Source organism: Klebsiella sp. K4 (assembly GCF_014596785.2).
GTDB lineage: Bacteria > Pseudomonadota > Gammaproteobacteria > Enterobacterales > Enterobacteriaceae > Klebsiella > Klebsiella pneumoniae.
In genome coordinates, this window is record NZ_CP115021.1 from 5093869 (window position 1) to 5117164 (window position 23296).

21 protein-coding genes are annotated in these 23296 nt (G+C 58.1%); 6 read left to right on the plus strand and 15 right to left on the minus strand.

The features are described 5' to 3' along the window. Positions 1-21: 21 nt before the first annotated feature. Entirely contained in the window at positions 22-2286 is a 2265-nt protein-coding gene (gene metE / locus IB144_RS25065) for a 5-methyltetrahydropteroyltriglutamate--homocysteine S-methyltransferase (RefSeq protein WP_020324048.1), read from the minus strand. A gap of 247 nt (positions 2287-2533) precedes the next feature. Between metE and metR the strand changes: the two genes are divergently transcribed. Continuing rightward, positions 2534-3487: an HTH-type transcriptional regulator MetR gene (gene metR, locus IB144_RS25070; RefSeq protein ID WP_002883415.1), complete on the plus strand. Its 954-nt coding sequence runs from the start codon at positions 2534-2536 to the stop codon at positions 3485-3487. Here metR and IB144_RS25075 read toward each other — a convergent pair. From IB144_RS25075 to pldB, 3 genes are all read right to left on the minus strand, one after another. Beyond that, entirely contained in the window at positions 3375-4274 is a 900-nt protein-coding gene (locus tag IB144_RS25075) for a carboxylate/amino acid/amine transporter (protein ID WP_002883414.1), read from the minus strand. The two genes, metR and IB144_RS25075, sit on opposite strands and share 113 nt — an antisense overlap. An 88-nt stretch (positions 4275-4362) precedes the next feature. Beyond that, entirely contained in the window at positions 4363-5163 is an 801-nt protein-coding gene (gene yigL / locus IB144_RS25080; RefSeq protein WP_004146466.1) for a sugar/pyridoxal phosphate phosphatase YigL, read from the minus strand. A 44-nt stretch (positions 5164-5207) separates the two neighbouring features. Then, the gene (pldB, locus tag IB144_RS25085; RefSeq protein ID WP_016947174.1) at positions 5208-6200 is read right to left on the minus strand and encodes a lysophospholipase L2; all 993 of its coding nucleotides are present in this window, start codon (positions 6198-6200) and stop codon (positions 5208-5210) included. Positions 6201-6309: 109 nt separating this feature from the next. Here pldB and rhtB point away from each other — a divergent pair, with 109 nt between their 5' ends. Together rhtB and IB144_RS25095 are read left to right on the plus strand one after the other, a co-directional pair. Next, entirely contained in the window at positions 6310-6930 is a 621-nt protein-coding gene (gene rhtB / locus IB144_RS25090; protein WP_004181651.1) for a homoserine/homoserine lactone efflux protein, read from the plus strand. 162 nt (positions 6931-7092) lie between these two features. Beyond that, positions 7093-8013 (plus strand): Rpn family recombination-promoting nuclease/putative transposase, encoded by a 921-nt coding sequence (locus IB144_RS25095; protein WP_004901884.1) that lies wholly within the window; start codon positions 7093-7095, stop codon positions 8011-8013. Between the two features lie 45 nt (positions 8014-8058). Here IB144_RS25095 and rhtC read toward each other — a convergent pair whose 3' ends face one another. The 3 genes from rhtC to pldA form a co-directional block, all read right to left on the minus strand. Then, the gene (rhtC, locus tag IB144_RS25100; RefSeq protein WP_004152056.1) at positions 8059-8679 is read right to left on the minus strand and encodes a threonine export protein RhtC; all 621 of its coding nucleotides are present in this window, start codon (positions 8677-8679) and stop codon (positions 8059-8061) included. Between the two features lie 61 nt (positions 8680-8740). Beyond that, a complete protein-coding gene (gene recQ, locus IB144_RS25105; RefSeq protein WP_004152055.1) occupies positions 8741-10567 on the minus strand; it encodes an ATP-dependent DNA helicase RecQ in 1827 nt (608 codons plus the stop codon). A 67-nt stretch (positions 10568-10634) separates the two neighbouring features. After that, entirely contained in the window at positions 10635-11495 is an 861-nt protein-coding gene (pldA, locus tag IB144_RS25110; protein ID WP_020324058.1) for a phospholipase A, read from the minus strand. 152 nt (positions 11496-11647) lie between these two features. On the opposite strand from pldA, the gene yigI reads away from it, so the two are divergent. Then, the gene (yigI, locus tag IB144_RS25115; RefSeq protein ID WP_002883404.1) at positions 11648-12112 is read left to right on the plus strand and encodes an acyl-CoA thioesterase YigI; all 465 of its coding nucleotides are present in this window, start codon (positions 11648-11650) and stop codon (positions 12110-12112) included. A gap of 48 nt (positions 12113-12160) precedes the next feature. Next, positions 12161-13054, plus strand: coding sequence for an EamA family transporter RarD (gene rarD, locus IB144_RS25120; protein ID WP_002883402.1), 894 nt, complete (start codon positions 12161-12163; stop codon positions 13052-13054). Between the two features lie 43 nt (positions 13055-13097). On the opposite strand, the gene corA is transcribed toward rarD, so the two are convergent. From corA to IB144_RS25155, 7 genes are all read right to left on the minus strand, one after another. After that, positions 13098-14048, minus strand: a complete 951-nt coding sequence (gene corA / locus IB144_RS25125) for a magnesium/cobalt transporter CorA (RefSeq protein WP_002883400.1) — start codon at positions 14046-14048, stop codon at positions 13098-13100. Between the two features lie 355 nt (positions 14049-14403). Beyond that, entirely contained in the window at positions 14404-16566 is a 2163-nt protein-coding gene (uvrD, locus tag IB144_RS25130; protein WP_002883398.1) for a DNA helicase II, read from the minus strand. Positions 16567-16629: 63 nt separating this feature from the next. Beyond that, positions 16630-17346 (minus strand): 5-amino-6-(5-phospho-D-ribitylamino)uracil phosphatase YigB, encoded by a 717-nt coding sequence (gene yigB / locus IB144_RS25135; protein ID WP_004895082.1) that lies wholly within the window; start codon positions 17344-17346, stop codon positions 16630-16632. Further along, positions 17346-18248, minus strand: a complete 903-nt coding sequence (gene xerC / locus IB144_RS25140) for a tyrosine recombinase XerC (RefSeq protein ID WP_002883396.1) — start codon at positions 18246-18248, stop codon at positions 17346-17348. Before xerC ends, yigB begins: the two co-directional genes overlap by 1 nt. Then, positions 18245-18952 (minus strand): DUF484 domain-containing protein, encoded by a 708-nt coding sequence (locus tag IB144_RS25145; protein ID WP_002883395.1) that lies wholly within the window; start codon positions 18950-18952, stop codon positions 18245-18247. Before IB144_RS25145 ends, xerC begins: the two co-directional genes overlap by 4 nt. Continuing rightward, positions 18949-19773: a diaminopimelate epimerase gene (gene dapF, locus IB144_RS25150; protein ID WP_002883394.1), complete on the minus strand. Its 825-nt coding sequence runs from the start codon at positions 19771-19773 to the stop codon at positions 18949-18951. Before dapF ends, IB144_RS25145 begins: the two co-directional genes overlap by 4 nt. A 35-nt stretch (positions 19774-19808) precedes the next feature. Next, positions 19809-20012: a lipoprotein gene (locus IB144_RS25155; RefSeq protein WP_002883392.1), complete on the minus strand. Its 204-nt coding sequence runs from the start codon at positions 20010-20012 to the stop codon at positions 19809-19811. 146 nt (positions 20013-20158) lie between these two features. Between IB144_RS25155 and cyaY the strand changes: the two genes are divergently transcribed. Beyond that, the gene (gene cyaY / locus IB144_RS25160) at positions 20159-20479 is read left to right on the plus strand and encodes an iron donor protein CyaY (RefSeq protein ID WP_002883389.1); all 321 of its coding nucleotides are present in this window, start codon (positions 20159-20161) and stop codon (positions 20477-20479) included. A 133-nt stretch (positions 20480-20612) separates the two neighbouring features. On the opposite strand, the gene cyaA is transcribed toward cyaY, so the two are convergent. Further along, on the minus strand, positions 20613-23165 hold the full coding sequence (cyaA, locus tag IB144_RS25165) for a class I adenylate cyclase (protein WP_002883383.1): 2553 nt from the start codon (positions 23163-23165) through the stop codon (positions 20613-20615). Positions 23166-23296 lie beyond the last annotated feature (131 nt).

Genomic DNA, 23296 nt, shown 5'->3' on the forward strand with positions numbered 1-23296 from the left:
TTTTGATTTTTCGCGTAACGATTAGGCGGACTGGCGCAGATTTCGCGCCGCTTGCACCATATTCGCCAGCGCGGCGCGGGTTTCCGGCCAGCCGCGAGTTTTCAGGCCGCAGTCCGGGTTAACCCACAGTCGCTCCACCGGGATACGCTGCGCAGCTTTCTTCAGCAGCGCTTCGATCCACTCCACGCTCGGCACGTTTGGCGAGTGAATATCATATACTCCCGGCCCGATCTCATTGGGGTACTCGAACGCTTCGAACGACTCCAGCAGCTCCATATCGGACCGCGAGGTTTCAATGGTGATCACGTCAGCGTCCAGCGCGGCAATGGAGTCCATGATGTCATTGAACTCGCAATAGCACATGTGAGTATGGATCTGCGTGTCGTCTTTGGCGACCGCAGCATTAAGGCGGAAGGCTTCCACACCCCACTGCAGATAGGCATCCCAGTCGCTGCGCTTCAGCGGTAACCCTTCGCGCAGCGCCGGCTCATCAATCTGGATGATGCCGATCCCCGCCGCCTCCAGATCCGCCACTTCATCACGCAGGGCCAGCGCAATCTGTTTCGCGATGGTTTCACGGCTGACATCCTCCCGCGGGAAGGACCAGCACAGAATGGTCACCGGTCCAGTGAGCATCCCTTTCACCGGCTTGTCGGTCAGCGACTGCGCATACTTCGCCCAGTCGACGGTGATCGCCTGCGGACGGCTGACGTCGCCGATCACCACCGGCGGCTTCACGCAGCGGGAACCATAGCTCTGCACCCAGCCGTTTTGCGTGAAGATAAAACCGTCCAGATGTTCGCCGAAGTATTCCACCATGTCGTTCCGCTCGGCCTCCCCGTGCACCAGTACGTCTAAACCTAACCGCTCCTGCTCGACGATCGCCTGCTTAATATGTTCCGCAATCCCCGTCCGATAATGACTGGCGTCAAGGTTACCCTTTTTGAAGTCCAGGCGCAGGCCGCGGATCTCGGTCGTTTGCGGGAATGACCCGATGGTGGTGGTCGGCCATTTCGGCAGGTTAAAGCGCTGGCGCTGTGCCTGCGCGCGAACCTCATAGGGGCTGGCGCGCTGGCTGTCCTGAGCAGTGATCGCCGCCAGCCGTTTTTCCACCTCCGCGTTGTGCACGCGGGTCGAATGGCGACGGGCCTGGATTGGCGCGCTCCACTCGGTAATCGCCGCTGTATCGCCGCTGTTCAGCGCATCGCGCAGCAGCGCCAGCTCACCGCATTTCTGCAGCGCGAAGGCAAACCAGCTCTTCACTTCCGCATCAAGGCGCGTCTCCACGCTTAGATCGATCGGGCTATGCAGCAGAGAGCAGGATGACGCGACCCATAGCTCGCGCTTACCGACGAGGTCTTTAATTTGCGCATACTTTTCGGTGAGATCGGCGCGCCAGACGTTACGCCCATTGATCAAGCCCGCGGACAGCAGCCAGTCGGCCGGCAGGTGGTTGTGCAGTTCGGCAACATCATCTTTGCCGTGCACCAGATCGACGTGCAGCCCCTGGACCGGTAGCGCAGCAATGGTCGCGAGATTGTCGCTAACGCCTTCAAAATAGGTAGTCAGCAGCAGCTTCACCTGGCCCTGCAGGGCGTCATAAGCCGGTTGAAAGGCCTCCAGCCACGCTGGCGGCAGCTCCAGCACCAGCGCCGGTTCATCAATCTGCACCCAATCGATGCCGCGCTTCGCCAGTTCGGCCAGCACCTGCTGGTAAACCGGCAGGATGGTATTCAGCAGGGTCAGGCGGTCAAACGGTTCACCTTTCACTTTACCCAGCCACAGATAGGTTACCGGCCCCAGCAGCACGGGCTTGATCTTGTGGCCCAGCGCCAGCGCTTCGTCTACTTCATCCAGCAGTTGGGTCCAGCTCAGTTTGAACTGCTGGCCCTTCACGAACTCCGGCACCATATAGTGATAGTTGGTGTTGAACCATTTGGTCATTTCCGCAGCGGCGGCCGGTTCGCCAGTCGGCGCGCGGCCGCGGCCAATGCGGAACAGGGTATCGATGTCGATGGATCCGTCTTTGTTCTGATGACGAGCCGGCACGTTGCCAAGCAGCAGGCTGGTAGTCAGAACATGGTCGTACCAGGCGAAATCCCCCACCGGCAGCAGATCAACGCCCGCCTGTTTCTGCTGCTCCCAGTGACGGGCGCGCAGCTCACGGCCTACCGCCAGCAGTTCCTCGCGAGTGGCGTTGCCCGCCCAGTAGCTCTCTTGCGCTTTTTTCAGCTCGCGGCGCAGGCCAACGCGAGGAAAACCGAGGGTGTGGTTAATAATTGTCATTTATGTTCCTCTCTTATTTCATTGAATCTGAAGAAAAAATCTCAATAGTTCGGCTTGCAGGAAGGCGGCAACGATGCGCATCCCCAGGAGCTTACTGAAGGAAGTGACTGGGGTAAGCAAGGCAGCCAACGCATCTGCAAGTCGAAATATGACGAGTTTTAGACGTCCAGATGTTTACACATCCATAATTGACAGTTACTGTATATTCCTCAAGCGCAAATTGCTCATGGCGAAGTGAAGGACTTTCATGATCGAAATTAAACATCTGAAAACGCTGCAAGCGTTGCGGAACAGCGGTTCACTGGCGGGTGCGGCAGCGGCCCTGCACCAGACCCAGTCCGCCTTGTCTCACCAGTTCAGCGATCTGGAACAGCGCCTTGGCTTTCGTCTCTTTGTGCGTAAGAGCCAGCCGCTGCGTTTTACGCCTCAGGGGGAAATCCTCTTACAGCTGGCCAACCAGGTGCTGCCGCAGATCGCTCGCGCCCTGCAGGACTGTAACGAACCACAGCAGACCCGGCTGAGGCTGGCTATCGAATGTCACAGCTGTATTCAGTGGCTGACGCCGGCGCTGGAGAATTTCCGCGCCCGCTGGCCACATGTGGAGGTCGACTTCCATTCCGGCGTCACCTTCGACCCACAGCCTGCGCTGCAGCAGGGTGAACTGGATCTGGTGATGACCTCCGATATTCTGCCGCGCAGCGGCCTGCACTACTCGCCGATGTTTGATTTTGAGGTGCGTCTGGTGCTGGCGCCCGAGCATCCGTTAGCTATGAAGACGCTGGTTACCCCGGAGGATCTGGCCGCGGAAACGCTGTTGATTTATCCCGTGCAGCGCGGGCGCCTCGATATCTGGCGCCACTTCCTGCAGCCGGCCGGCATCAGCCCGCAGCTGAAAAGCGTCGATAACACGCTGTTGTTGATCCAGATGGTGGCTGCCCGGATGGGCATCGCCGCGCTGCCGCACTGGGTGGTGGAAAGCTTTGAACGCCAGGGCCTGGTGGTCACCAAAACCCTGGGTGAGGGATTATGGAGCCGGTTGTACGCGGCCGTTCGCGATGGCGAACAGCGTCAACCGGTCACCGAAGCGTTTATTCGCTCTGCGCGGAACCACGCCTGCGATCATCTGCCGTTTGTCCGGAGTGCGGAGCGACCCAGCGGCGATGGACCCACAGCGAGGCCAGGATCACCAACGCTCCGCTAATAAAGCTCGGCCAGTGCGGCTGCTCCTGCCAGATGGCAAGGTTAACCAGCAGCCCGGCGGGGACATGGACGTTATTCATGATCCCCAGCGTGCCGGCATCCACCTGGGTGGCGCCATAGTTCCACATAAAGTAACCCAGCCCGGAAGCCACCACGCCGAGCCACACCAGCACGCTCCACTGCAGCGTGGTGGTCGGCAGCTTCTGGGCGTTGCCGAGCATAAACCACGCCGCCACCGCCACGATAAAGGCCCCGACATAGAACCAGGCAAAGGCATTGTGCTGCGGCATCGGACGCACCTCCATCAGACGCTTATACCCCACCATACCGATGGCGAAGCAGAGGTTTGACAGCTGTACCAGTAACAGCCCGGTCCAGAAATGATCGCTGACTTTGTCATAGCGGATAATCGCCGCCCCCAGCACCGCCAGCGCGGCACTCAGCAGATAGCCCCAGCGCAGCTTACGTCCGCTGAGCAGGTCGTAGATCAGCGTGATATACAGGGGAGTAAACACGGTAAACAGCAGAAATTCCGAGACCGTCAGATAGAGATAGGCGCGGAAAGCCAGCAGGTACATGATGCCTAGCTGCATCGCGCCCACCAGCATATAGAGCACGATCGTGCGCGGAGACTGGCCGCGCGTGCGCAGGAAAGGCAGGAACACCAGCGCCGCCAGGCCCACGCGCATCAGCACCGAAAAATAGCTGTCGACGCTACCGGCCAGGTATTCGCCAATCAGGCTAAAAGAAAAGGCCCACAGGATAGTGGTGATAATTAACAGCGCCACAATGGTCGTCTCGTTGGATAAAGAACAGGCATTGTAGCGAAGAGTCAGGTTGACGACTGGACACTTATTCGCCAGTCGTCAATCTTTTTCAGTCGAGGTATAGCTTACGCAGGTAGTGCGGGACAGCATCGTCGGCGTTACTGCCGATCACTTCCAGTTCCGGATGCAGATCCTTCAGCCGCTGGTGGGCGTTGGCCATGATGCAGCCTTTGCCAGCCATCGACAGCATCTCAGCGTCGTTCATACCGTCGCCGAAGGCGATGCAATCGGAAAGAGTGTAGCCGAGCATCTTCGCCACCGCCTCCAGCGCATGCCCCTTCGATACCCCACCCGCCATGACTTCCAGGCAGGTTAAGGTGGAGAAGCTGACGTTCACCCGATCGCCCCAGCGGGCGTTCATCGCCTGCTCCAGCGGCAGCAGATGCTCATGATCCTCGCAGGTAAAGAATACTTTGCTGATCCCCTGCGGATCCAGTTCGCCCGGCTCATACAGCTTGTAGTTAAACACCGCCTCCTTGAAGAAGCGCATCTCTTCCGGACGATGGCGGTTCATATACCACTCGTCTTCCCGATAAACGTTAGTGACGATTTTCGGGTCGTTACGCACGATCTCAAACAGGTCGGCGGCAATATCGCGATCGAGGTTATGGGCAAAGATTTGCTGACCATCGCTATCGTGAACGCGGGCGCCGTTAGAGGTGATCATGTACGACCGGATGCCGAGATTATCGCGGATTTGCCCGACGTCGATGTAGTGACGGCCGGTGGCGAAGACGAAATTGATCCCACGGGCGGTAAGCAGCTTCAGCGTCTCTTTGGCATACGGGGTCAGGAAATGATCGGGGGAAAGCAGCGTGCCGTCTAAATCAGACGCAACAACCTGGTACATAAAAAAGTTAACCTCTAAGCAGGGCGACGAGCGTTATCGTCGGATTAAGTATGTCGATTGAAAAACTCGACGATGGCATTGAGCGCGACTGAGCGCATAGCGTCCTTTTCAAAAAGGATCTCATGATATGCCCCTTCAATGACGAGCGGCTTACCGCCCTCACAGGGATGGCCGGCAGCGGCCCGTAATTCGCAATAGCGGTCGTGCATCAGATTATCGACCACCCGCTCCTCCTCCGCCTGTAAAAGCAGCGTCGGGGCGGTATCTTTTTCCACATTCGCCAGCACTTCGTCGCCGGCCAGCATGCCCTCACGCACCCAGTGCCAGGTCGGACCGCCGACCTGCAGCCGCGGCTCATCGGCATAGAAGCGCAGGTTGCGACGATAGCGTTGCCGACTGTGCGTCAGCACGTTAACGGCAAAAGGCAGCGCCCGCCAGCGCCCGGTGCCGATGGCATACTCTTCGCGAATGCGCTGATGGCCCTCAGCCCAGTCGAGAATATGGCGCACCATCCAGTCCGGCAGCCGAATGATAATCCCGAACATCGGCGCGCAGAGCGCTATTGCATCGCAATGCGCCCGGTAACGTTGCAGAAAAAGCGTGGCAATCGCTCCGCCCATAGAATGAGCAAGGATAAACCGTTTTCGCCAGTATCCAGGAACCACCTGCTGCTGCCAGAGCGCGGCCAGGTCATCAACATAGTCGCTGAAGTTAACCACGTGTCCGCGGTGGGTATCTGAGAGCAGGCGGCCCGAGCGTCCCTGCCCGCGATGGTCAATGATCATCACGTCAAAGCCGCAGTGAAAGAGATCGTAGGCCACTTCAGCATACTTCACGTAGCTTTCAATGCGCCCGGGGCAAATCAACACCAGACGATCGTTATGTTGCGCGCAAAAGCGGACAAAGCGTACCGGTACATCGTCGACGCCTTTAAATTCAGCTTCTTCGCGCTGTCGCCAGAAATCCGTCAGCGGCCCCATGCTAAAGGCCGCAAACGCGTTTTCTCGTGTTTCCCAGTCCTTTTTCTGCCCAAACATCGGGTTTACACCCCTGTTAACCGCTGAAAATCGTTTTTTTACCGTGTATCACACAATGCTGACACAATAGCGTATTGTGGCATAAAAACAGACAATCAGGGAGTTTCTCATGACCATTGAGTGGTGGTTCGCCTACCTGCTGACATCAATTATTCTCAGCCTGTCGCCGGGTTCCGGAGCGATTAATACCATGACCACTTCCATTAACCACGGATACCGCGGCGCGGCGGCGTCGATTGCCGGTTTGCAGACTGGGCTGGCCATTCATATCGTGCTGGTTGGCGTTGGTCTCGGCACTCTCTTCTCCCGCTCGGTGCTGGCCTTTGAGGTGCTGAAGTGGGCCGGCGCCGCCTACCTGATCTGGCTGGGTATCCAGCAATGGCGGGCGGCAGGGGCGATCGACCTGAATACGCTGGCGAAGGCGCAGACGCGCGGCAAACTGTTTCAGCGCGCGGTGTTCGTAAATCTCACCAATCCCAAAAGCATTGTTTTTCTGGCCGCCCTGTTTCCGCAGTTTATCCTGCCGCACCAGCCGCAGGTGATGCAATATATCGTTCTGGGCGTCACCACCATCGTCGTCGATATCATTGTGATGATTGGCTATGCGACCCTGGCGCAGCGCATTTCCGCATGGATCAAAGGGCCAAAGCAGATGAAGGCGTTGAACAAAGTCTTTGGTTCACTGTTTATGCTGGTCGGGGCGCTGCTCGCCTCCGCCCGCCATGCCTGAATCATGGAATCTCGCTCGCAAAGAGAGGTTCGCCAGGTGAACGACGCTTTCTCTCTGCGCGAGCCGGCGCGCAAAGTGGGTAATTAATGTTTTTGCCCGCTGTCGGCGCTGAACCCGCCGTGCCAGGATGCCGCCAGATACGTGATTCATGGATGAACGGCAATGGCGGAAACGGCGACCCCTCATGATGCGGTATTTAAAACTTTTCTCTCACGGGTAGAGACGGCGCGCGATTTTATCGAGCTCCACCTGCCTCCGTCATTAACACAGATCTGCAAACTGGACACCCTGCGTCTGGAATCCGGCAGCTTTCTCGAAGACGATCTCAGGCCTTACTACAGCGATATCCTTTATTCGCTGGAAACCACCCGCGGTGCGGGCTATGTCCATGTTCTGATCGAGCACCAGAGCGCACCCGATAAGCTGATGGCCTTTCGCTTAATGCGCTATGCCATCGCCGCCATGCAGCGGCACCTGGAGAGCGGCCATAAAACGCTGCCTCTGGTTATCCCTATTCTCTTCTATCAGGGACGACGCAGCCCCTATCCCTGGTCGATGCGCTGGCTGGATAATTTTGCCGATCCTGAGACCGCCAGCCAGCTCTATAGCGGGGCGTTTCCGCTGGTCGATATCACGGTGATCCCCGACGACGACATCATGCAGCACCGCAGCATGGCAGCCCTGACGCTGGTGCAAAAGCACATCCGCCAGCGCGATATGGCGCAATTGCTGGATAAGTTGACCCACCTCTTAATGCTGGAGCAGATGAGCGGACAACAAATCACCGTATTGGTAAACTATATGGCTCAGGCAGGGGATGCCGAAGATACTCGGACACTCTTGTACGGGCTGGCACAGCGCGTGCCGCAGCATGGAGGATTACTGATGACGCTGGCGGAAACATGGCTTGCAGAAGGTATGGAGAAAGGCATCAGGGAAGGCGTACAGCAAGGCATAAAAGAAGGTAAACACCAGGCTCTGGTGCAGGTTGCCGAAGCGATGCGCAGTCGCGGTATTGATGACCAGGCGATTATGGAAATGACCGGTCTGTCTGAAGACGAGCTGCAGCGGCTTCGCCACTGATACTTTCCCACCCGGAAACAACCGGGTGGGGAAACAGCATGCCGGTTAACGCGAGATAATCAGGTGGATGCCGAAGCCCGCAAACAGCGTACCGGCGATACCGTCGATCCACTTCGCCATCCGCTGATAGCCGCGGCGCATCCCCGGCAGGGCGAACAGGCTGGCAACCACCATAAACCAGGCCAGCGTCTCAACGATAATCAGCAGGAAAATGCCCCAGCGCGCGCCGGCGCCGACGCTGTCACCCACGAACAGCGAAAACACCGAGCCGAAGTAGATAATCGCTTTCGGATTCGCCAGATTGGTCAGCAATCCCTTCACGAAGCTGCGTCCGCTGCGGGCCAGCTCCACCTGCGGCTCCGCCGAGGCCACCTTCTCTTTTTTCAGCGCGCCACGCAGCATCTGGTAGCCCATCCAGCATAGATACAGGCCCCCGCCGACCATTATAATGTTATGCAGCCACGCCATCCGGGCGAGGATCAGGTTCAGGCCGAGCAGCGCCACTCCCGCCCAGACCATGACGCCGCAGGTGATCCCCAGCACACCCATCATCGCCTCTCTGCGCGAGCGGCTGATGGCCGTTTGTGAGACAAAGAAAAAGTCCGGCCCCGGGCTCATCAGCGCAATGATATGCACCAGCGCCACGGTGAGGAAAAGCATCAGCATAGTTAACTCGCAGGAAAATAATGAAGAGAGAAACTATTCTGGCACTTTTTCAGCCAGCTGACTACTCATCGTCGCCATCAACATGCGCCCGAATCAGCGCCATAAACGGCTTTCCGAAACGCTCGAGCTTGCGTGTCCCCACGCCGTTGACGCTGAGCATTTCGCCGGCGGTCAGCGGCGATTGTTCGGCCATCTCGATAAGCGTCGCGTCGTTGAAGACCACATATGGCGGGATGTTCTCTTCGTCGGCGATCGCTTTACGTAATTTGCGCAGCTTGGCGAACAGTTTACGGTCGTAATTGCCGCCAAAGGATTTCTGCATCGCCTTTGGCTTCAGCGCCACGATACGCGGCACGGCGAGCTGCAGCGGCACTTCGCCACGCAGCACCGGTCGCGCGGCTTCGGTCAGCTGCAGCGCGGAGTGCTGGGCGATATTCTGCGTCACCAGCCCAAGGTGGATCAGCTGGCGGATCACGCTCACCCAGTGCTCGTGACTTTGCTCCCGGCCGATACCGTAAACCGGCAGCTTATCGTGGCCCATCTCTCGGATGCGCTGGTTGTTGGCCCCGCGCAGGACCTCCACCACGTAACCCATTCCGAAGCGTTGATTGACCCGGTAAATCGTTGAAAGCGCCTTGCGGGCGTCCATTAAGCCATCGTACTGCTTTGGCGGGTCAAGACAGATATCGCAGTTGCCGCACGGCTCCTGACGCCCTTCGCCAAAATAGTTCAGCAACACCAGACGGCGACAGGTCTGCGCTTCGGCAAACGCCCCCATCGCATTCAGCTTATGCCGTTCGATATCCTGTAGCGGCCCGGCGGGTTTTTCTTCCAGACAGCGGCGCAGCCACGCCATATCCGCCGGATCGTAAAACAGCATCGCTTCCGCTGGCAGGCCATCACGCCCGGCGCGGCCGGTCTCCTGATAGTAGGATTCAATATTGCGCGGAATATCAAAATGCACCACAAAGCGGACGTTCGGCTTGTTAATGCCCATCCCGAAGGCCACCGTCGCCACCACGATCTGCAGATCGTCGCGCTGGAATTTCTCCTGCACCTCGGCGCGCACGTCGTTTTCCAGACCGGCATGGTAAGCCGCCGCGCTAATACCGCGGCTTTGCAGCCTGGCGGCGGTGTCTTCCACTTTCGAACGGCTGTTGCAGTAGATAATGCCCGATTTGCCGCGCTGATCCTGAACGTAGCGCATCAGCTGATCGAGCGGCTTGAATTTCTCCATCAGCATATAGCGGATGTTTGGCCGGTCGAAGCTGCTGACCTGAATCAGCGGATCGTTAAGCCCCAGCAGGCGGACGATATCGCGGCGGGTGGTATCATCGGCGGTGGCGGTCAACGCCATAAACGGGATCTGCGGCATCCGCTGACGCAGCTGGCCCAGCGCGGCATATTCCGGACGGAAGTCATGGCCCCACTGCGAGATACAGTGCGCCTCGTCTACCGCCAGCATCGCCAGGTTCCAGTTCGCCAGATGCTCAAGAAAGTTATCCAGCATCAGCCGTTCCGGCGCGATATACAGCAGACGAACCTGCCCGCTGCGGCAGCCGGCCATCACCTCCTGCTGCTGCTCGCGGCTTTGCGTCGAGTTCAGACAAGCCGCCGCCACGCCGTTGGCCAGCAGCTGATCGACCTGGTCCTTCATCAGCGAGATCAGCGGTGAGACCACGACCGTCAGACCGCCCATGACCAGCGCCGGCACCTGATAGCACAGCGACTTGCCGCCACCGGTCGGCATGACCACCAGGCAGTCCCGGCCTTCGAGCGCCGTCTCGATAATCGTTTCCTGGCCAGGACGGAACTGCTGGTAGCCGAAGGTCTCTTGTAAAACCTGCTTAGCCAGCGATTCCTGATTTAATACTTCCGCCTGTGCCACGTTGACCCCATTTGCCTGAAAAGAAAACAGGCGCTATTTTCAGCGCCTGCGAGCCAGAGTGCAACGATTAAAACAGATCGTTGAGCATTAGCCCGACGCCGACGCGCGTTTGGTTAAAGTTATAGTCGATAAGCGACTCGCCATAGCCGCTGTAGATCTGCGTATAGGCGCGAACATGTTTGGTAATGGGATAGCTCACGCCAAGTTCCGCCCCGCCGTAGCCGGTGTTCCAGTTGTATTGCCCCTGCGCGCTGAGGATCGCCTCTCCCAGCTGGTAGCCCACCTTCAGCCGGTAATAGCCCATATAATTGGTGATATCCGGGTTATCATCGGTGTTGCCCACCACATACCAGGGCTTCACTTCCACCAGCCAGTTACCGTTTTGCGCCATCAGGCGGGCATAAAGCCGATTCCAGCTGCGCGAGGTGGGGTCGGAACGCCCATTCGAGTCGTGGTTATACCCCATCTCGATATCGCGCAGCGTCCAGCCGGCAAACTGGTAGTCGGTCGCAAAGCCCAAAAACAGCTGGGGTTCATAATTGGTTTCGCGAAACGGCGCCGACTCTTTGCTGTTAGAGAGCTGCCACCAGGATTTCTGGGTATAGGACGCGCCCAGCAGCGAATTATCGCCCAGGATACCGCGCCACAGCGGGAACGCCAGGCTTAGCTGAAACTTCACTTCATCTTTACGGGCATTTTCGGCCCAGTCATAGCTGCGGATCGCCTCTTTATTGAGGTCGCTGGTCCACGTATAGAGCAGATAGTTGCTCTCATAAGGGTAGAGCAGGAAAGGATTATCATGGTCCTGGAGCAGGTTGGCGATAATGCTGCCGCGCACTGCCGGTTTGTCGTGTACCGACGCGTCCTGCGCCATAACACCGGCCGGTAGCGCGCACAGCGCCACCAGGCAGGCCAAAGAGATACGCATGCTGGTCTCCTGAAAAATAGTTTTTATTTTTGTTTAACCTGAAGCCATTCTACCTGTTTATTAATCACCTGCCCCCTAATCCGCTCCGAAAGTGGAAATCAATATTTTAGAAGCATAAAATCAACATTTTATTAACGAATGGAACCGGTGTTATGTCTGAACTTACTGCCGAAGCAGCCCTGAAACTGGTAGGGGAGATTTTCGTCTATCACATGCCGTTTAACCGCGCCCTCGGTCTCGAACTGGAACGCTACGAAAAAGCGTTTGCCCAGCTTAGCTTTAATAATCAGCCGATGATGGTCGGCAACTGGGCGCAAAGCATTCTGCATGGCGGGGTGATCGCCTCCGCGCTGGACGTTGCCGCTGGCCTGGTCTGCGTCGGCAGTACCCTTACCCGCCATGACACCATCAACGAAGAAGAGTTGCGCCAACGGCTTTCCCGTATGGGAACCATCGACCTGCGCGTGGACTACCTGCGTCCGGGCCGCGGCGAACGTTTTACCGCCACCAGCACCCTGCTGCGCGCCGGCAATAAAGTGGCGGTTGCCCGCGTGGAACTGCATAACGAAGCTCAGGTCTATATTGCCAGCGCAACGGCCACCTATATGGTGGGTTGATTGGCCAAAATCGAGTAACATCACTCTCTTTGGCAATGGATTTTACCGATGGATGCGAAACAGACGCGGTTGGGGATCATTCTGGCCCTCGCCGCCTACTTTATCTGGGGTATCGCGCCAGCGTACTTCAAACTTATCTACTATGTTCCCGCCGATGAAATTCTGACCCATCGCGTGATCTGGTCTTTCTTCTTCATGGTGGCGCTCATCAGCGTCAGCCGCCAGTGGCCACAGGTGAAAAAGCTGCTGAAAACGCCGCGCAAGATCTTCCTGCTGGCGCTCTCGGCAGTGCTGGTCGGCGGTAACTGGCTGTTGTTCATCTGGGCGGTGAATAACCACCATATGCTGGAAGCCAGCCTCGGCTACTTTATCAACCCGCTGGTGAATATTTTGTTGGGGATGATTTTCCTCGGCGAACGCTTTCGTCGTCTGCAGTGGCTGGCGGTGATCCTCGCCTTTTGCGGCGTGCTGGTCCAGCTGTGGACCTTTGGTTCGCTGCCGATAATCGGTCTTGGGCTGGCTTTCAGTTTTGCCTTTTACGGCCTGGTGCGAAAGAAAATTGCTGTCGATGCGCAAACCGGCATGCTGGTGGAAACGCTGTGGCTGCTGCCGGTGGCGGCAATCTGGTTGTTCGGCATCACCGACAGCCCGACCAGCCATATGGGCGAGAACCCCTGGTCGCTCAATCTGCTGCTGATGGCCGCGGGCGTGGTGACCACCATCCCTTTGCTGTGCTTTACCGGGGCGGCAACGCGTCTGCGGCTCTCCACGCTGGGCTTTTTCCAGTACATCGGTCCAACGCTGATGTTCCTGCTGGCGGTGACATTCTACGGCGAAGTGCCGGGCAAGGATAAAATGGTGACCTTTGGCTTTATCTGGGTCGCGCTGGCGGTGTTTATCGTCGATGCGCTGTATACCCAACGCCGGTTGCGCAGAGGCTAAGCCTGCATCAGCCAGTAAAGAAGGGAGCCGACGCTCCCTTTTTTTACAGCCAGTTTTTACGCTTGAAGTAGAGATATGGCGCCAGGCCGGCCAGCATCATAAACACGATGGCTCCCGGATAACCAAAGCTCCAATGCAGCTCCGGCATAAATTCAAAGTTCATCCCGTAGCTGGAGGCCACCAGAGTTGGCGGCAGGAATACCACCGAGACCACCGAGAAGATCTTGATGATGCGGTTCTGCTCGATATTGATAAAACCCATCGCCGCCTGCATCAGGAAGTTCACCTTCTGGAACAGCGATTCGTTGTGCGGCAGCAGAGATTCGATATCGCGCAGGATCTCCCGCGCCTGCTCCAGCTGGCCCGCCGGCAGGCGCGCCTTGCGCACGAGGAAGTTCAGCGCGCGCTGGGTATCCATCAGACAGAGGCGCACCTTCCAGCCGATATCTTCCAGTTCCGCCAGCGTCGACAGCGCTTCGTCGTACTCGTCGCCCTGATGGCCTTCCATAATGACGCGGCTCAGCTTTTCCAGGTCGCTGTAGATGTTTTCAATTTCATCCGCCAGCTGCTCGATTTTGGTCTCGAACAGGTCGAGCAGCAGTTCGTAGGCGTTGCCGTCGACCAGCGTCTGGTTACGCACGCGCATACGGTAGAGGCGGAAAGCGGGTAGTTCGCGCTCGCGCAGTGTGAACAGGCGGCCTTCGCGGATGGTAAACGCCACGGTAGAGTTGCCGGCGTGATCGTCGGCATCTTCAAAAAAGAAGAACGAGTGGATGTGTAACCCGTCTTCATCTTCAAAGAAACGCGCGGAGGCTTCGATATCTTCCAGTTCCGGGCGCGTCGCCAGGTTTTGACCCAGTTCCGTCTGCACGCGGCTTCGCTCATCGTCGTCAGGCTCGACCAGATCGACCCACACCGAGCTGGCGAGGTGTTTGATCTCATCGGCTTCCAGGCGCGTTAAACGATTGTTTTCCAGTTGAAATGCGCTCAGCATGACCGGGACTCCCAATGCAAAAAAATTATCGGACAGTTCGGTGGGCACACAGAAACAAATTGGGTTTCAGACCATTAAGCCTGACTCAGCGCGACGGGAATGGGGCAGGTCGCTGACAACCGCTAAGGCTATCAGCATAAGAGGATAGCCTTAGGAGTTGTTCCTGAATGACAGGAAGTTGAGCCAGCATCTACTGGGTGTGTCCAAGGCGAATGTCCTCTTAGCGTAATCGTGCGCGCATGTTACGCCAGCGCAAAATCGGCGTCAACACGCAACGGAACGCGAAAGCGCAAATCAGGCGCCTTAACGTATAAAGGTAGCAGAATATTACAAAATAATGATATTTTTCTTAAAGTTACACTGCCTCCAGCCGGGCGTAAGCCGCCACCAGCCATTTGATTCCCTGGCCCTGAAAAGCCACCTGCAGTCGGCTGTGCTCGCCGCTGCCTTCGAGGTTGACAATAGTGCCTTCGCCAAACTTCGGATGCCGTACGCGCTGGCCTAACTTGTAGCCGGTATCGCTCTCGGCAATCGGCGCGCCCAGTCGCTGATGGTTTACCGGGCGGCTCACCGTGGCTCGCAGACGCACTTCTTCTACGCACTCCTGCGGCAGCTCGCCGATAAAGCGCGACGGACGGTGATAAACCTCTTTCCCGTACAGACGGCGGGTTTCCGCATAGGTCAGCGTCAGCTTCTGCATGGCGCGCGTTACGCCGACGTAGGCCAGGCGACGCTCCTCCTCCAGGCGGCCGCCTTCATCAAGGGCCATCTGGCTCGGGAACATCCCTTCTTCGACGCCGACGATGAACACCTGCGGGAACTCCAGCCCTTTCGCCGAGTGCAGGGTCATCAGCTGAACCGCGTCCTGCCAGGTGTCCGCCTGCCCCTCGCCCGCTTCCAGCGCGGCGTGGGAGAGAAACGCCTGCAGCGGCATCAGATCTTCATCTTCTTCGTTGTAGCTGAACTGGCGCGTCGCCGTCACCAGCTCCTCTAAGTTTTCAATACGGGTCTGGCCCTTCTCGCCTTTCTCCTGCTCGTACATCGCGCGCAGGCCGGAGTCTTTAATCACCCGATCGGTCTGAACGTGCAGCGGCATATCGGTGGTCTCCTGCGCCAGCGCGTCAATCAGCTCCATAAAGCGCTGCAGGGCGCTGGCGGCGCGACCGGCCAGCGCTTTTTCTTTCAATAGCTCGCGACTGGCCTGCCATAGCGTCAGCTGGCGATCGCGCGACGTCTGGCGCACCACGTCCAGCGTGCGGTCGCCAATGCCGCGGGTCGGCGTATTGACTACGCGCTCAAAGGCCGCGTCGTCGTTGCGGTTGGCGATAAGGCGCAGGTAAGAGAGCGCGTCTTTGATTTCCTGACGCTCGAAGAAGCGCATGCCGCCGTAGATACGGTACGGCATACTGGCCTGCAGGAGGGCCTCTTCCAGCACGCGCGACTGGGCGTTACTGCGATAGAGAATGGCGCATTGCTCCAGCGCACCGCCGTTCTCCTGCCAGGTTTTAATTCGGTTCACCACAAAGCGCGCTTCGTCGAGATCGTTGAAGGCGCAGTACAGCGAAATCGGCTCGCCGTCGGCGCCGTCGGTCCACAGCTTTTTGCCCAGCCGACCGTTGTTGTTTTCAATCAGGGCGTTGGCAGCGCTGAGAATATTGCTGGTCGAGCGATAGTTCTGCTCCAGGCGGATGGTTTCCGCGCCGGGGAAGTCGTTAAGGAAGCGCTGAATGTTCTCGACCTGCGCGCCGCGCCAGCCATAGATAGACTGATCGTCATCGCCGACGATCATCACCTTGCCGGTATCGCCCGCCAGCAGGCGGATCCAGGCGTACTGAATGTTGTTGGTATCCTGGAATTCATCGACGAGGATATTGGTGAAGCGCTCGCGGTAGTGCTGCAGGATATGCGGTTTGTTCAGCCACAGCTCGTGGGCGCGCAGCAGCAGCTCGGCGAAGTCCACCAGCCCGGCGCGGTCGCAGGCTTCCTGATAGGCCTGATAGACCTTCTGCCAGGTCTGCTCGACCGGGTTGCCGTAGCTCTGAATATGATGCGGGCGCAGTCCTTCATCTTTCTGGCTGTTGATGTACCACATCGCCTGGCGCGGCGGCCACTGTTTCTCATCGAGATTCATCGCCTTAATCAGACGCTTCAGCAGACGCAGCTGGTCTTCGCTGTCGAGGATTTGGAAGTCCTGCGGCAGGTTGGCATCCAGATGGTGCGCGCGCAGCAAACGGTGCGCCAGGCCGTGGAAGGTGCCCACCCACATGCCGCCCTGGGTGGTGCCCATCAGCTGGCCGATACGGTGGCGCATCTCCGCCGCCGCTTTGTTGGTAAAGGTCACCGCCATAATGGAATACGGGGAACAGTTCTCCACGCTCAGCAGCCAGGCGATACGGTGCACCAGAACGCGCGTCTTACCACTGCCCGCCCCTGCCAGAACCAGCATATTGGTGCGCGAGGCCGCTACGGCTTCACGTTGTTTGTCATTAAGGCTGTCGAGCAGGTAAGAAACGTCCATTGGCACCGCCGGAAGAGAAGGGGTTCCACGAACCCCTGTTAATATATACAGAGTGACTGGTGATTATATCAGCGAGGTCAGAGATGCCAACCGTGAAATTTCAATATGCGGCAGCAGGCGGCTGTCCGCGGTGTGCATCAGGTCCGCGCCTTGCGGTTTGATCCAGCAGGCCTGCATCCCACAGCGAATAGCGCCGGCCACGTCGGTGGTCAGATCATCGCCGACGTGCAGAATCTGCCCGAGCGGCACATTCAGACGCTCCGCCGCAAGGTGGTACATGTCGGCAAACGGCTTGGAGCGGCCATCCGGCCCGGCGCGCAGCACGAAGCGGAAATAGTCGCTCAGACCGAACAGTTCCGGGCGGGCGTTGCCATTGGTAATGGCCACCAGCGGCCACTTCTCCGCCAGCTTCGCCAGCGTATCGTGGGTCTCCTGCGGAACATCGACGCGGCTGCGCCAGTGAGCGAAGTGTTCCATCGCCGCATCGGCCCCCGCTTTCGCCGCTTCGGCGGAGAGCCCGGCATTACGCATACCTAACTCCAGCGCACGGTGGCGCCAGACGGTCACGTCATGATAAATCTCAGGTTCAGCAGCCAGCAGCGTCTGACGCAGCTGATTAAGCTCATGGGCGTCGAACTGGCTGAGCGAAGGATGGTAGCTGCGCACAAAGCCCAGCGACTCGTGCATCGTCCGGTCAATCACCGGGCGGTTATCGTAAAGGGTATCGTCCAGGTCAAACGTCAGCGCGGAAATCTGGCCCAGAGGTCGGTAAAAACGCATTATTTCCCCCGTTTAGCGCGCGGATGCGCGGCATCGTACACCGAGGCAAGGTGTTGAAAATCAAGATGGGTATAGATTTGGGTGGTGGAGAGGTTAGCATGCCCCAGCAGCTCCTGCACGCCGCGCAGATCGCCGCTCGACTCCAGCATATGGGTGGCAAAGGAGTGGCGCAGCTTGTGCGGGTGCACATGGCTGTTCAGCCCCTGCTTAATGCCCCACTCGGCGAATCGCTTCTGTACGTTGCGCGCCGAAATACGTTTGCCCAGCTTCGACAAAAACAGCGCGTCGTCATCGGTACCGAACAGGCCGCGCAAATCCAGCCAGTGCTCAATCCATGCCACCGCGTTGCGACCGATCGGCAAACGACGCTCCTTGCTGCCTTTGCCCATCACCCAGACCTCACCGCTTTCGAGATCGAGGTGTTTGATATCCAGGTTGACCAGTTCGGACAAACGCAATCCCGCGCCGTACATCACCTCCAGCATCGCCCGATCGCGCACCGCCAGCGGATCGTTGAGATCGATATCCAGCAGTCGATTGACGTCATCGACGTCAATATTTTTTGGCAGGTGGCGGGGAATTTTCGGCGCGGCAATCCCCTTCGCCGGATTGGCGCTGAGCTCGCCCTGGCCGACCAGCCAGTCGAAGAAACTGCGCAGCGCCGACAGGCGAAGCGCCAGGCTTGCCGGGCCTAACCCCGCGCGGCGACTACGCACCGCAAAGCTTCGCACCTGAGCGGCATCGCACTGCGACCAGCTTTTCAGGCCCGCCTCATCCGCCAGGGCGATCAGCGCGTCCAGCTGTCGCTGGTAATTCAGTAACGTGATCGGGCTGAGCTGGCGTTCAACGCCAAGATGGCGAAGAAAGCGGGCGACGGCGGAGAAGAGAGGAGAATCGGTCATGCGCGTTCAATCCAGCGCTCCAGCAGGCCGGGCAGCATCTGGGCAATCTCCTGCAACAGCTGCGTCCCCTGCCCTGGCTGATAATGCTGCGCATCGCGGCTGCTGAAGAGCATCACCCCCGGGGCATTATCGCCCCCCAGCAGCGATATCGCCACAGACCCAATGGCCTTCGCCTCCGGCAGCACCACCAGCAGCTCCGGGCCGTTCAGCGGTCCAAGATAGTGGCGCGCCTGGCCCAGACGTTGAATACGGATCGGCTCAAACGCCTGCCGGTTTAATGCCAGATGGGTAAACTTCGAGGGCGCGCCGAGGCGCCAGCAGTCAGGAAACAGGCGCACCGTGGCGCCCGCCAGCCCCAGCTCGCGTGCCCAGCGGTGAAGGCGGTTGAGCATATCGTCGAGGCTCTCCGCCGCCGCCAGCCGCGTTTGCAGCTGCAGCAGGCGCTGGAACAGGCTTTCATTAGCGACCGCCTGCTCCATCAGCAGCGACATATTCTCTTCCAGCACATGAATATGGTTACGCGCCCGCATCATGTGCCACTCCACCAGCGAAATCGTACCGCGTACCGGATGCGGGACGCGGAGATGTTCGACCTGGGCGGCATTACGAATAAAAAATTCAGGATGTTGCAACAGATAGTCCACCACTGCGCGATCGTTCAACGCGCTGGCAACCTCCTGCTGTTCTTCCCCGATTGGTTTCATAAATGAATAAATCCATCATAGACATGGGCCGCCGGGCCGGTCATAAACAGCGGCTGGCCCGGGCCTTTCCAGGCGATATCAAGACGACCGCCGGGTAATTCCACGCGTACCGTTTCCGCCAGCAGCCCCTGCTGGATCCCCACCGCCACCGCGGCGCAGGCGCCGCTGCCGCAGGCCTGGGTTTCCCCCGCGCCGCGTTCGTAGACGCGCAGACGGATATGAGACCGGCCGACCACCTGCATAAAGCCGATATTGGCGCGCTCCGGAAAACGCTCATGGCTTTCCATCACCGGGCCGAGAGTTTCCACCGCTGCCGTATCCACATCATCAACCTGGATGACGCAGTGCGGATTTCCCATGGACACCACGCCGCACAATACTGTCTGCTCGGCGGCACGCATGATATAGGTCTTTTCCGCTTTGTTGGCGCGGAACGGCACCTGGGACGGCTCGAAGTTGGGCTCGCCCATGTTCACCCGCACCAGATCGTCTTCCGTTACGCTTAATACCATACGCCCGTTGGCCGTACTCACGCGGATATCACGTTTATTGGTCAGGCCTTTCAGCCGGACGAAGCGGGCAAAACAGCGCGCGCCGTTGCCGCACTGCGACACTTCGCTGCCGTCGGCGTTAAAGATCCGGTAGTGGAAATCCAGATCCGGATCGTAGGGCGGTTCGACGACCAATAGCTGATCGAACCCGACGCCAAGGTGGCGATCCGCCAGGCGGCGAATCAGCTCCGGCGAGAAAAAAACATTCTGCGTTACCGCGTCAACGACCATAAAATCGTTGCCAAGGCCATGCATTTTAGAGAACTGCATCATCTACTCCAGTTGCGCGGAACAGAACGTTATCGTTAGTAATTGACCTGGCTCGGACCACCGGTATCGCCACGATCGTTACGATCCGGCGTTGCGCTCTGAATGCCAGGGTTAACCGGTTTGGTCGGCGGCGGCGCGGTTTTGTCCGCCGGTGGGAAATAGAGAGGCCCTTTCAGACCGCAGCCGGTCAGGCTGAAGATCGCAAACAAAACGGCAAGCGTAGGAAAAACGTTTTTCATTGATAGTTGCCCGTGATTCATTCTTTCTGCTTTCTATCATCGCAGGAGAAGACGTAAAAGCAAGCCTTTAGCATCCGACTGCGCGCGCTTTTGTTTCGCGCTATACTGCGACCCATCTTCAAAAATCAAAAAAGCAGAATCAAATTATGAACGACAGTGAATTCCATCGCCTGGCCGATAGCCTGTGGATGACCATCGAAGAACGTCTGGACGACTGGGACGGCGATAGCGACATCGACTGCGAAATCAACGGCGGCGTGCTGACCATCAGCTTTGAAAACGGCAGCAAAATCATTATTAACCGTCAGGAGCCGCTGCACCAGGTGTGGCTGGCCACCAAACAGGGCGGCTATCACTTCGATCTCAAAGGCGACGAGTGGATCTGCGATCGCAGCGGCGAAACCTTCTGGGATCTGCTGGAGCAGGCTGCGAGCCAGCAGGCCGGTGAGACGGTGAAATTCCGTTAATGACGTGTTTCCCGGATAGCGGCGCATCGCGCCTTATCCGGGCTACCCGACGACTTAGAACCGTAGCCCTGCTAAGCGCAGTGCCAGCAGGGAATATCTGCGGATAGCGGCTCACGCCTTATCCGGGCCAAATCTACGAGTAGCGCTGCTGCAGCACCGGCGAGGCGGTAACGTCCTGGCTGGTGGGTATCGCGGCGGCAATCGCCTGAGTGCGGAAAGGGATCACCTGGGTGCGCCCGTCTACCTCGACAATCTGATAGAACTGCGGCAGGTTGAAGTTGATAAAGCTGGAGCCGTAGGTGAAACGATCGTGCGATGACGAATAGAAGCGGCTGACGTCGCGCACCAGCTCCTCTTTACTGCCCTCGCAGTGATGATAGACCTCGGCGCGGTTGCTCTCATCAAGAATATAGATGTTAAAGCCGCTGTCGTTGTTATCCGCGTCTTCAAAGAAGAACTGAATAATCCCTTCGCTGGCGAAGCCATCCACCACCGCCGGCAGCTTAACGTGATTGGTTTCCACCTGCACCGACAGCCCGTGCAGCTTGTTGTGCGAGATAGCGCCGTAGAACTCAATGGCGTTTTCCAGCTTCTGCACCGAAACGTTAAGCCGCTCGAAGAACAGCCCCCACGTCTGGCCGGAGACGCGCAGCGCTTTGAAGCGCCCGGTATCCTGGCGGGTACTGGAGAGACGCAGTTCGATACATTCGGAGATCATCTGCTGCACGCGGGTGCGGATCAGGCCGCGCAGGTGCTGGCTATAGCAGAACACCTCCACGCTGTCCGGCGGCGCGGCGTCCTGGTGCATTTTGCCGAGGATCGTTTTCAGCGCCTCGATCATCGCCTGTTCGCCGTTAAAGTGCAGCGTACGCACTTCGTTCCACGAGTTGCGATACAGCAGGTCGACGCTGCCGATCAGGCATTTTTGCTCTTCGCCGAAGCTGAAAACATCCAGCTTACGGAAATCGAAGTGCACCACCTGGTTGCGGAAGGCCGCGGTTGGGTCATATTCGAGGTTGACGATAATCGCCAGGTGGCGGATTTCGCACGGGCTGTACAGCGCCTTTGGCGTCGGCGCCGGCAGGCGCAGCGGGAAGTGGTGCGACACGTCGGCCACCATCTCCTGCAGCTTCGCCAGATCGACGATGCCGTTGCCCTTAATAAACAGGCGGGTGCGTGAGGTCAGCAGGCCGTTAAACCAGGCCCAGGCCACCAGTTTATTAAGATAACGGTTATATTCCAGCGGCTGATGGCTGATGATCGATTCCATGTCCGGCGCGCGGTTGTACAGATACCAACCGGTACGGTTGGCACGGCCCGGCGGCACGTGGATAAAGGTCAGGTTCGGTTCCGACAGATCCGGCGAAATTTGCGGGTTTACCAGCGTCACTTTCCCCGGCAGCGCTTCAAAGGCCGCATACAGCTTACGGGTCAGCACGCCAATATCCTGCGGGCTGGCGGAGACGCTAAGGTTATTGCGCCGCGCGAAGCGGATCAGATTACGATAGCTCTGCATCATGGCGTCGAGCAGTTCGTTGTGCGCCTTGCGCACTTCATCGATTTTCCAGTTGGCGCGGTTGTCGAGCATCATCAGACGCTTTTCGTCCCAGCCCCAGGCATTCACCAACTGGCTGACGACTTCGCGACGCCAGCCGACGCAGGCGCGTTCGCGGCTGAGTTTTTCACAAACTTTCAGGTAGAAGCAGCGGCGCACCAGATCGAGGCGGGTTTCATCTTCTATGGCCTGCAGATAGGTGGTCACGCGCTCCAGCATCATGCAGTACGGGTCGAGGCCGAAGGAGACAATCTCCCCGTCGTGCAGACGCTGTTTGATATCTTTCGCTAACAGGCGGTTATTGGGGTATTCCCAGGAGTAGGCTTCCAGCAGCAGCGTTTTCAGCACCGCTTTATAGGGGGAGTCGATACTTTTATACAGCTGCCACAGGCTGGCGCCGAAGTACTCTTCCGCCGACAGCGAACTGAGGCCGCCGAGATCGAGCCATTCGTTAGGCGTCAGCACGCCCTGGGCATACAGCCCCATCACGTAATCATCGTAATGCTCTTCTTCATCGCACGGTACCATATTCCACAGAATACGCTTGCCGGCGAGGCGCACCGCGGTGCGGTAGAACTCATCAAGCAACAGGATATGCTGGGTCGAACCGCAGTCTTCGCCGCCGAGGCTACCGCTTTCGTTATGACGGAAACGGTTTTCGTCGATCAGGAAGAAGCTGACTTCCACGCCGAGCGAGGCAGCCCAGCTCTCAAGCAGGCTGCATTTTCGCTGCAGCAGCTGACGCTCTTCGCTATCCAGCCAGGCCTGGTGACATACCCAGATATCAAGATCGGAAGAGCAGCTCTGGCCGACGGAGGAAGTACTGCCCATCGAGTAGACGCCGGTGATCGGCAGCTCGCCTTTCGGCGGCTCCTGAGTCTGCATACCGCGATGCAGTTCCAGTTCCTCAAGATAGTGGCGTTGGGTTTCATCAGGCGTGTAGAGGCAAATGCCACGGGGAACGTTACCGTCAAGGTAACCCGGCATCAGCGGGTGATGATAATGTAATAACGTTGGCAGTAGACTGTAAACCTGCTGGAAAGCGGGTCCCATGGCAGCAAGCGCGCGATCCACGCGCAATTGGTTGATGGCATCCAGTCTCTGTTTCAGTGTCTCAATATAGAGGTACAAGACATATCGCCTGATGTTCAAAAACCCGAGGTACAATAGTACGGAGGATTTCAGTATTTCAACAAAAACCGTCACCATTCGTCGTCGGTGTGGTTGTGATGAGCAGCGGACTGACAAATGGTTTAAAACGT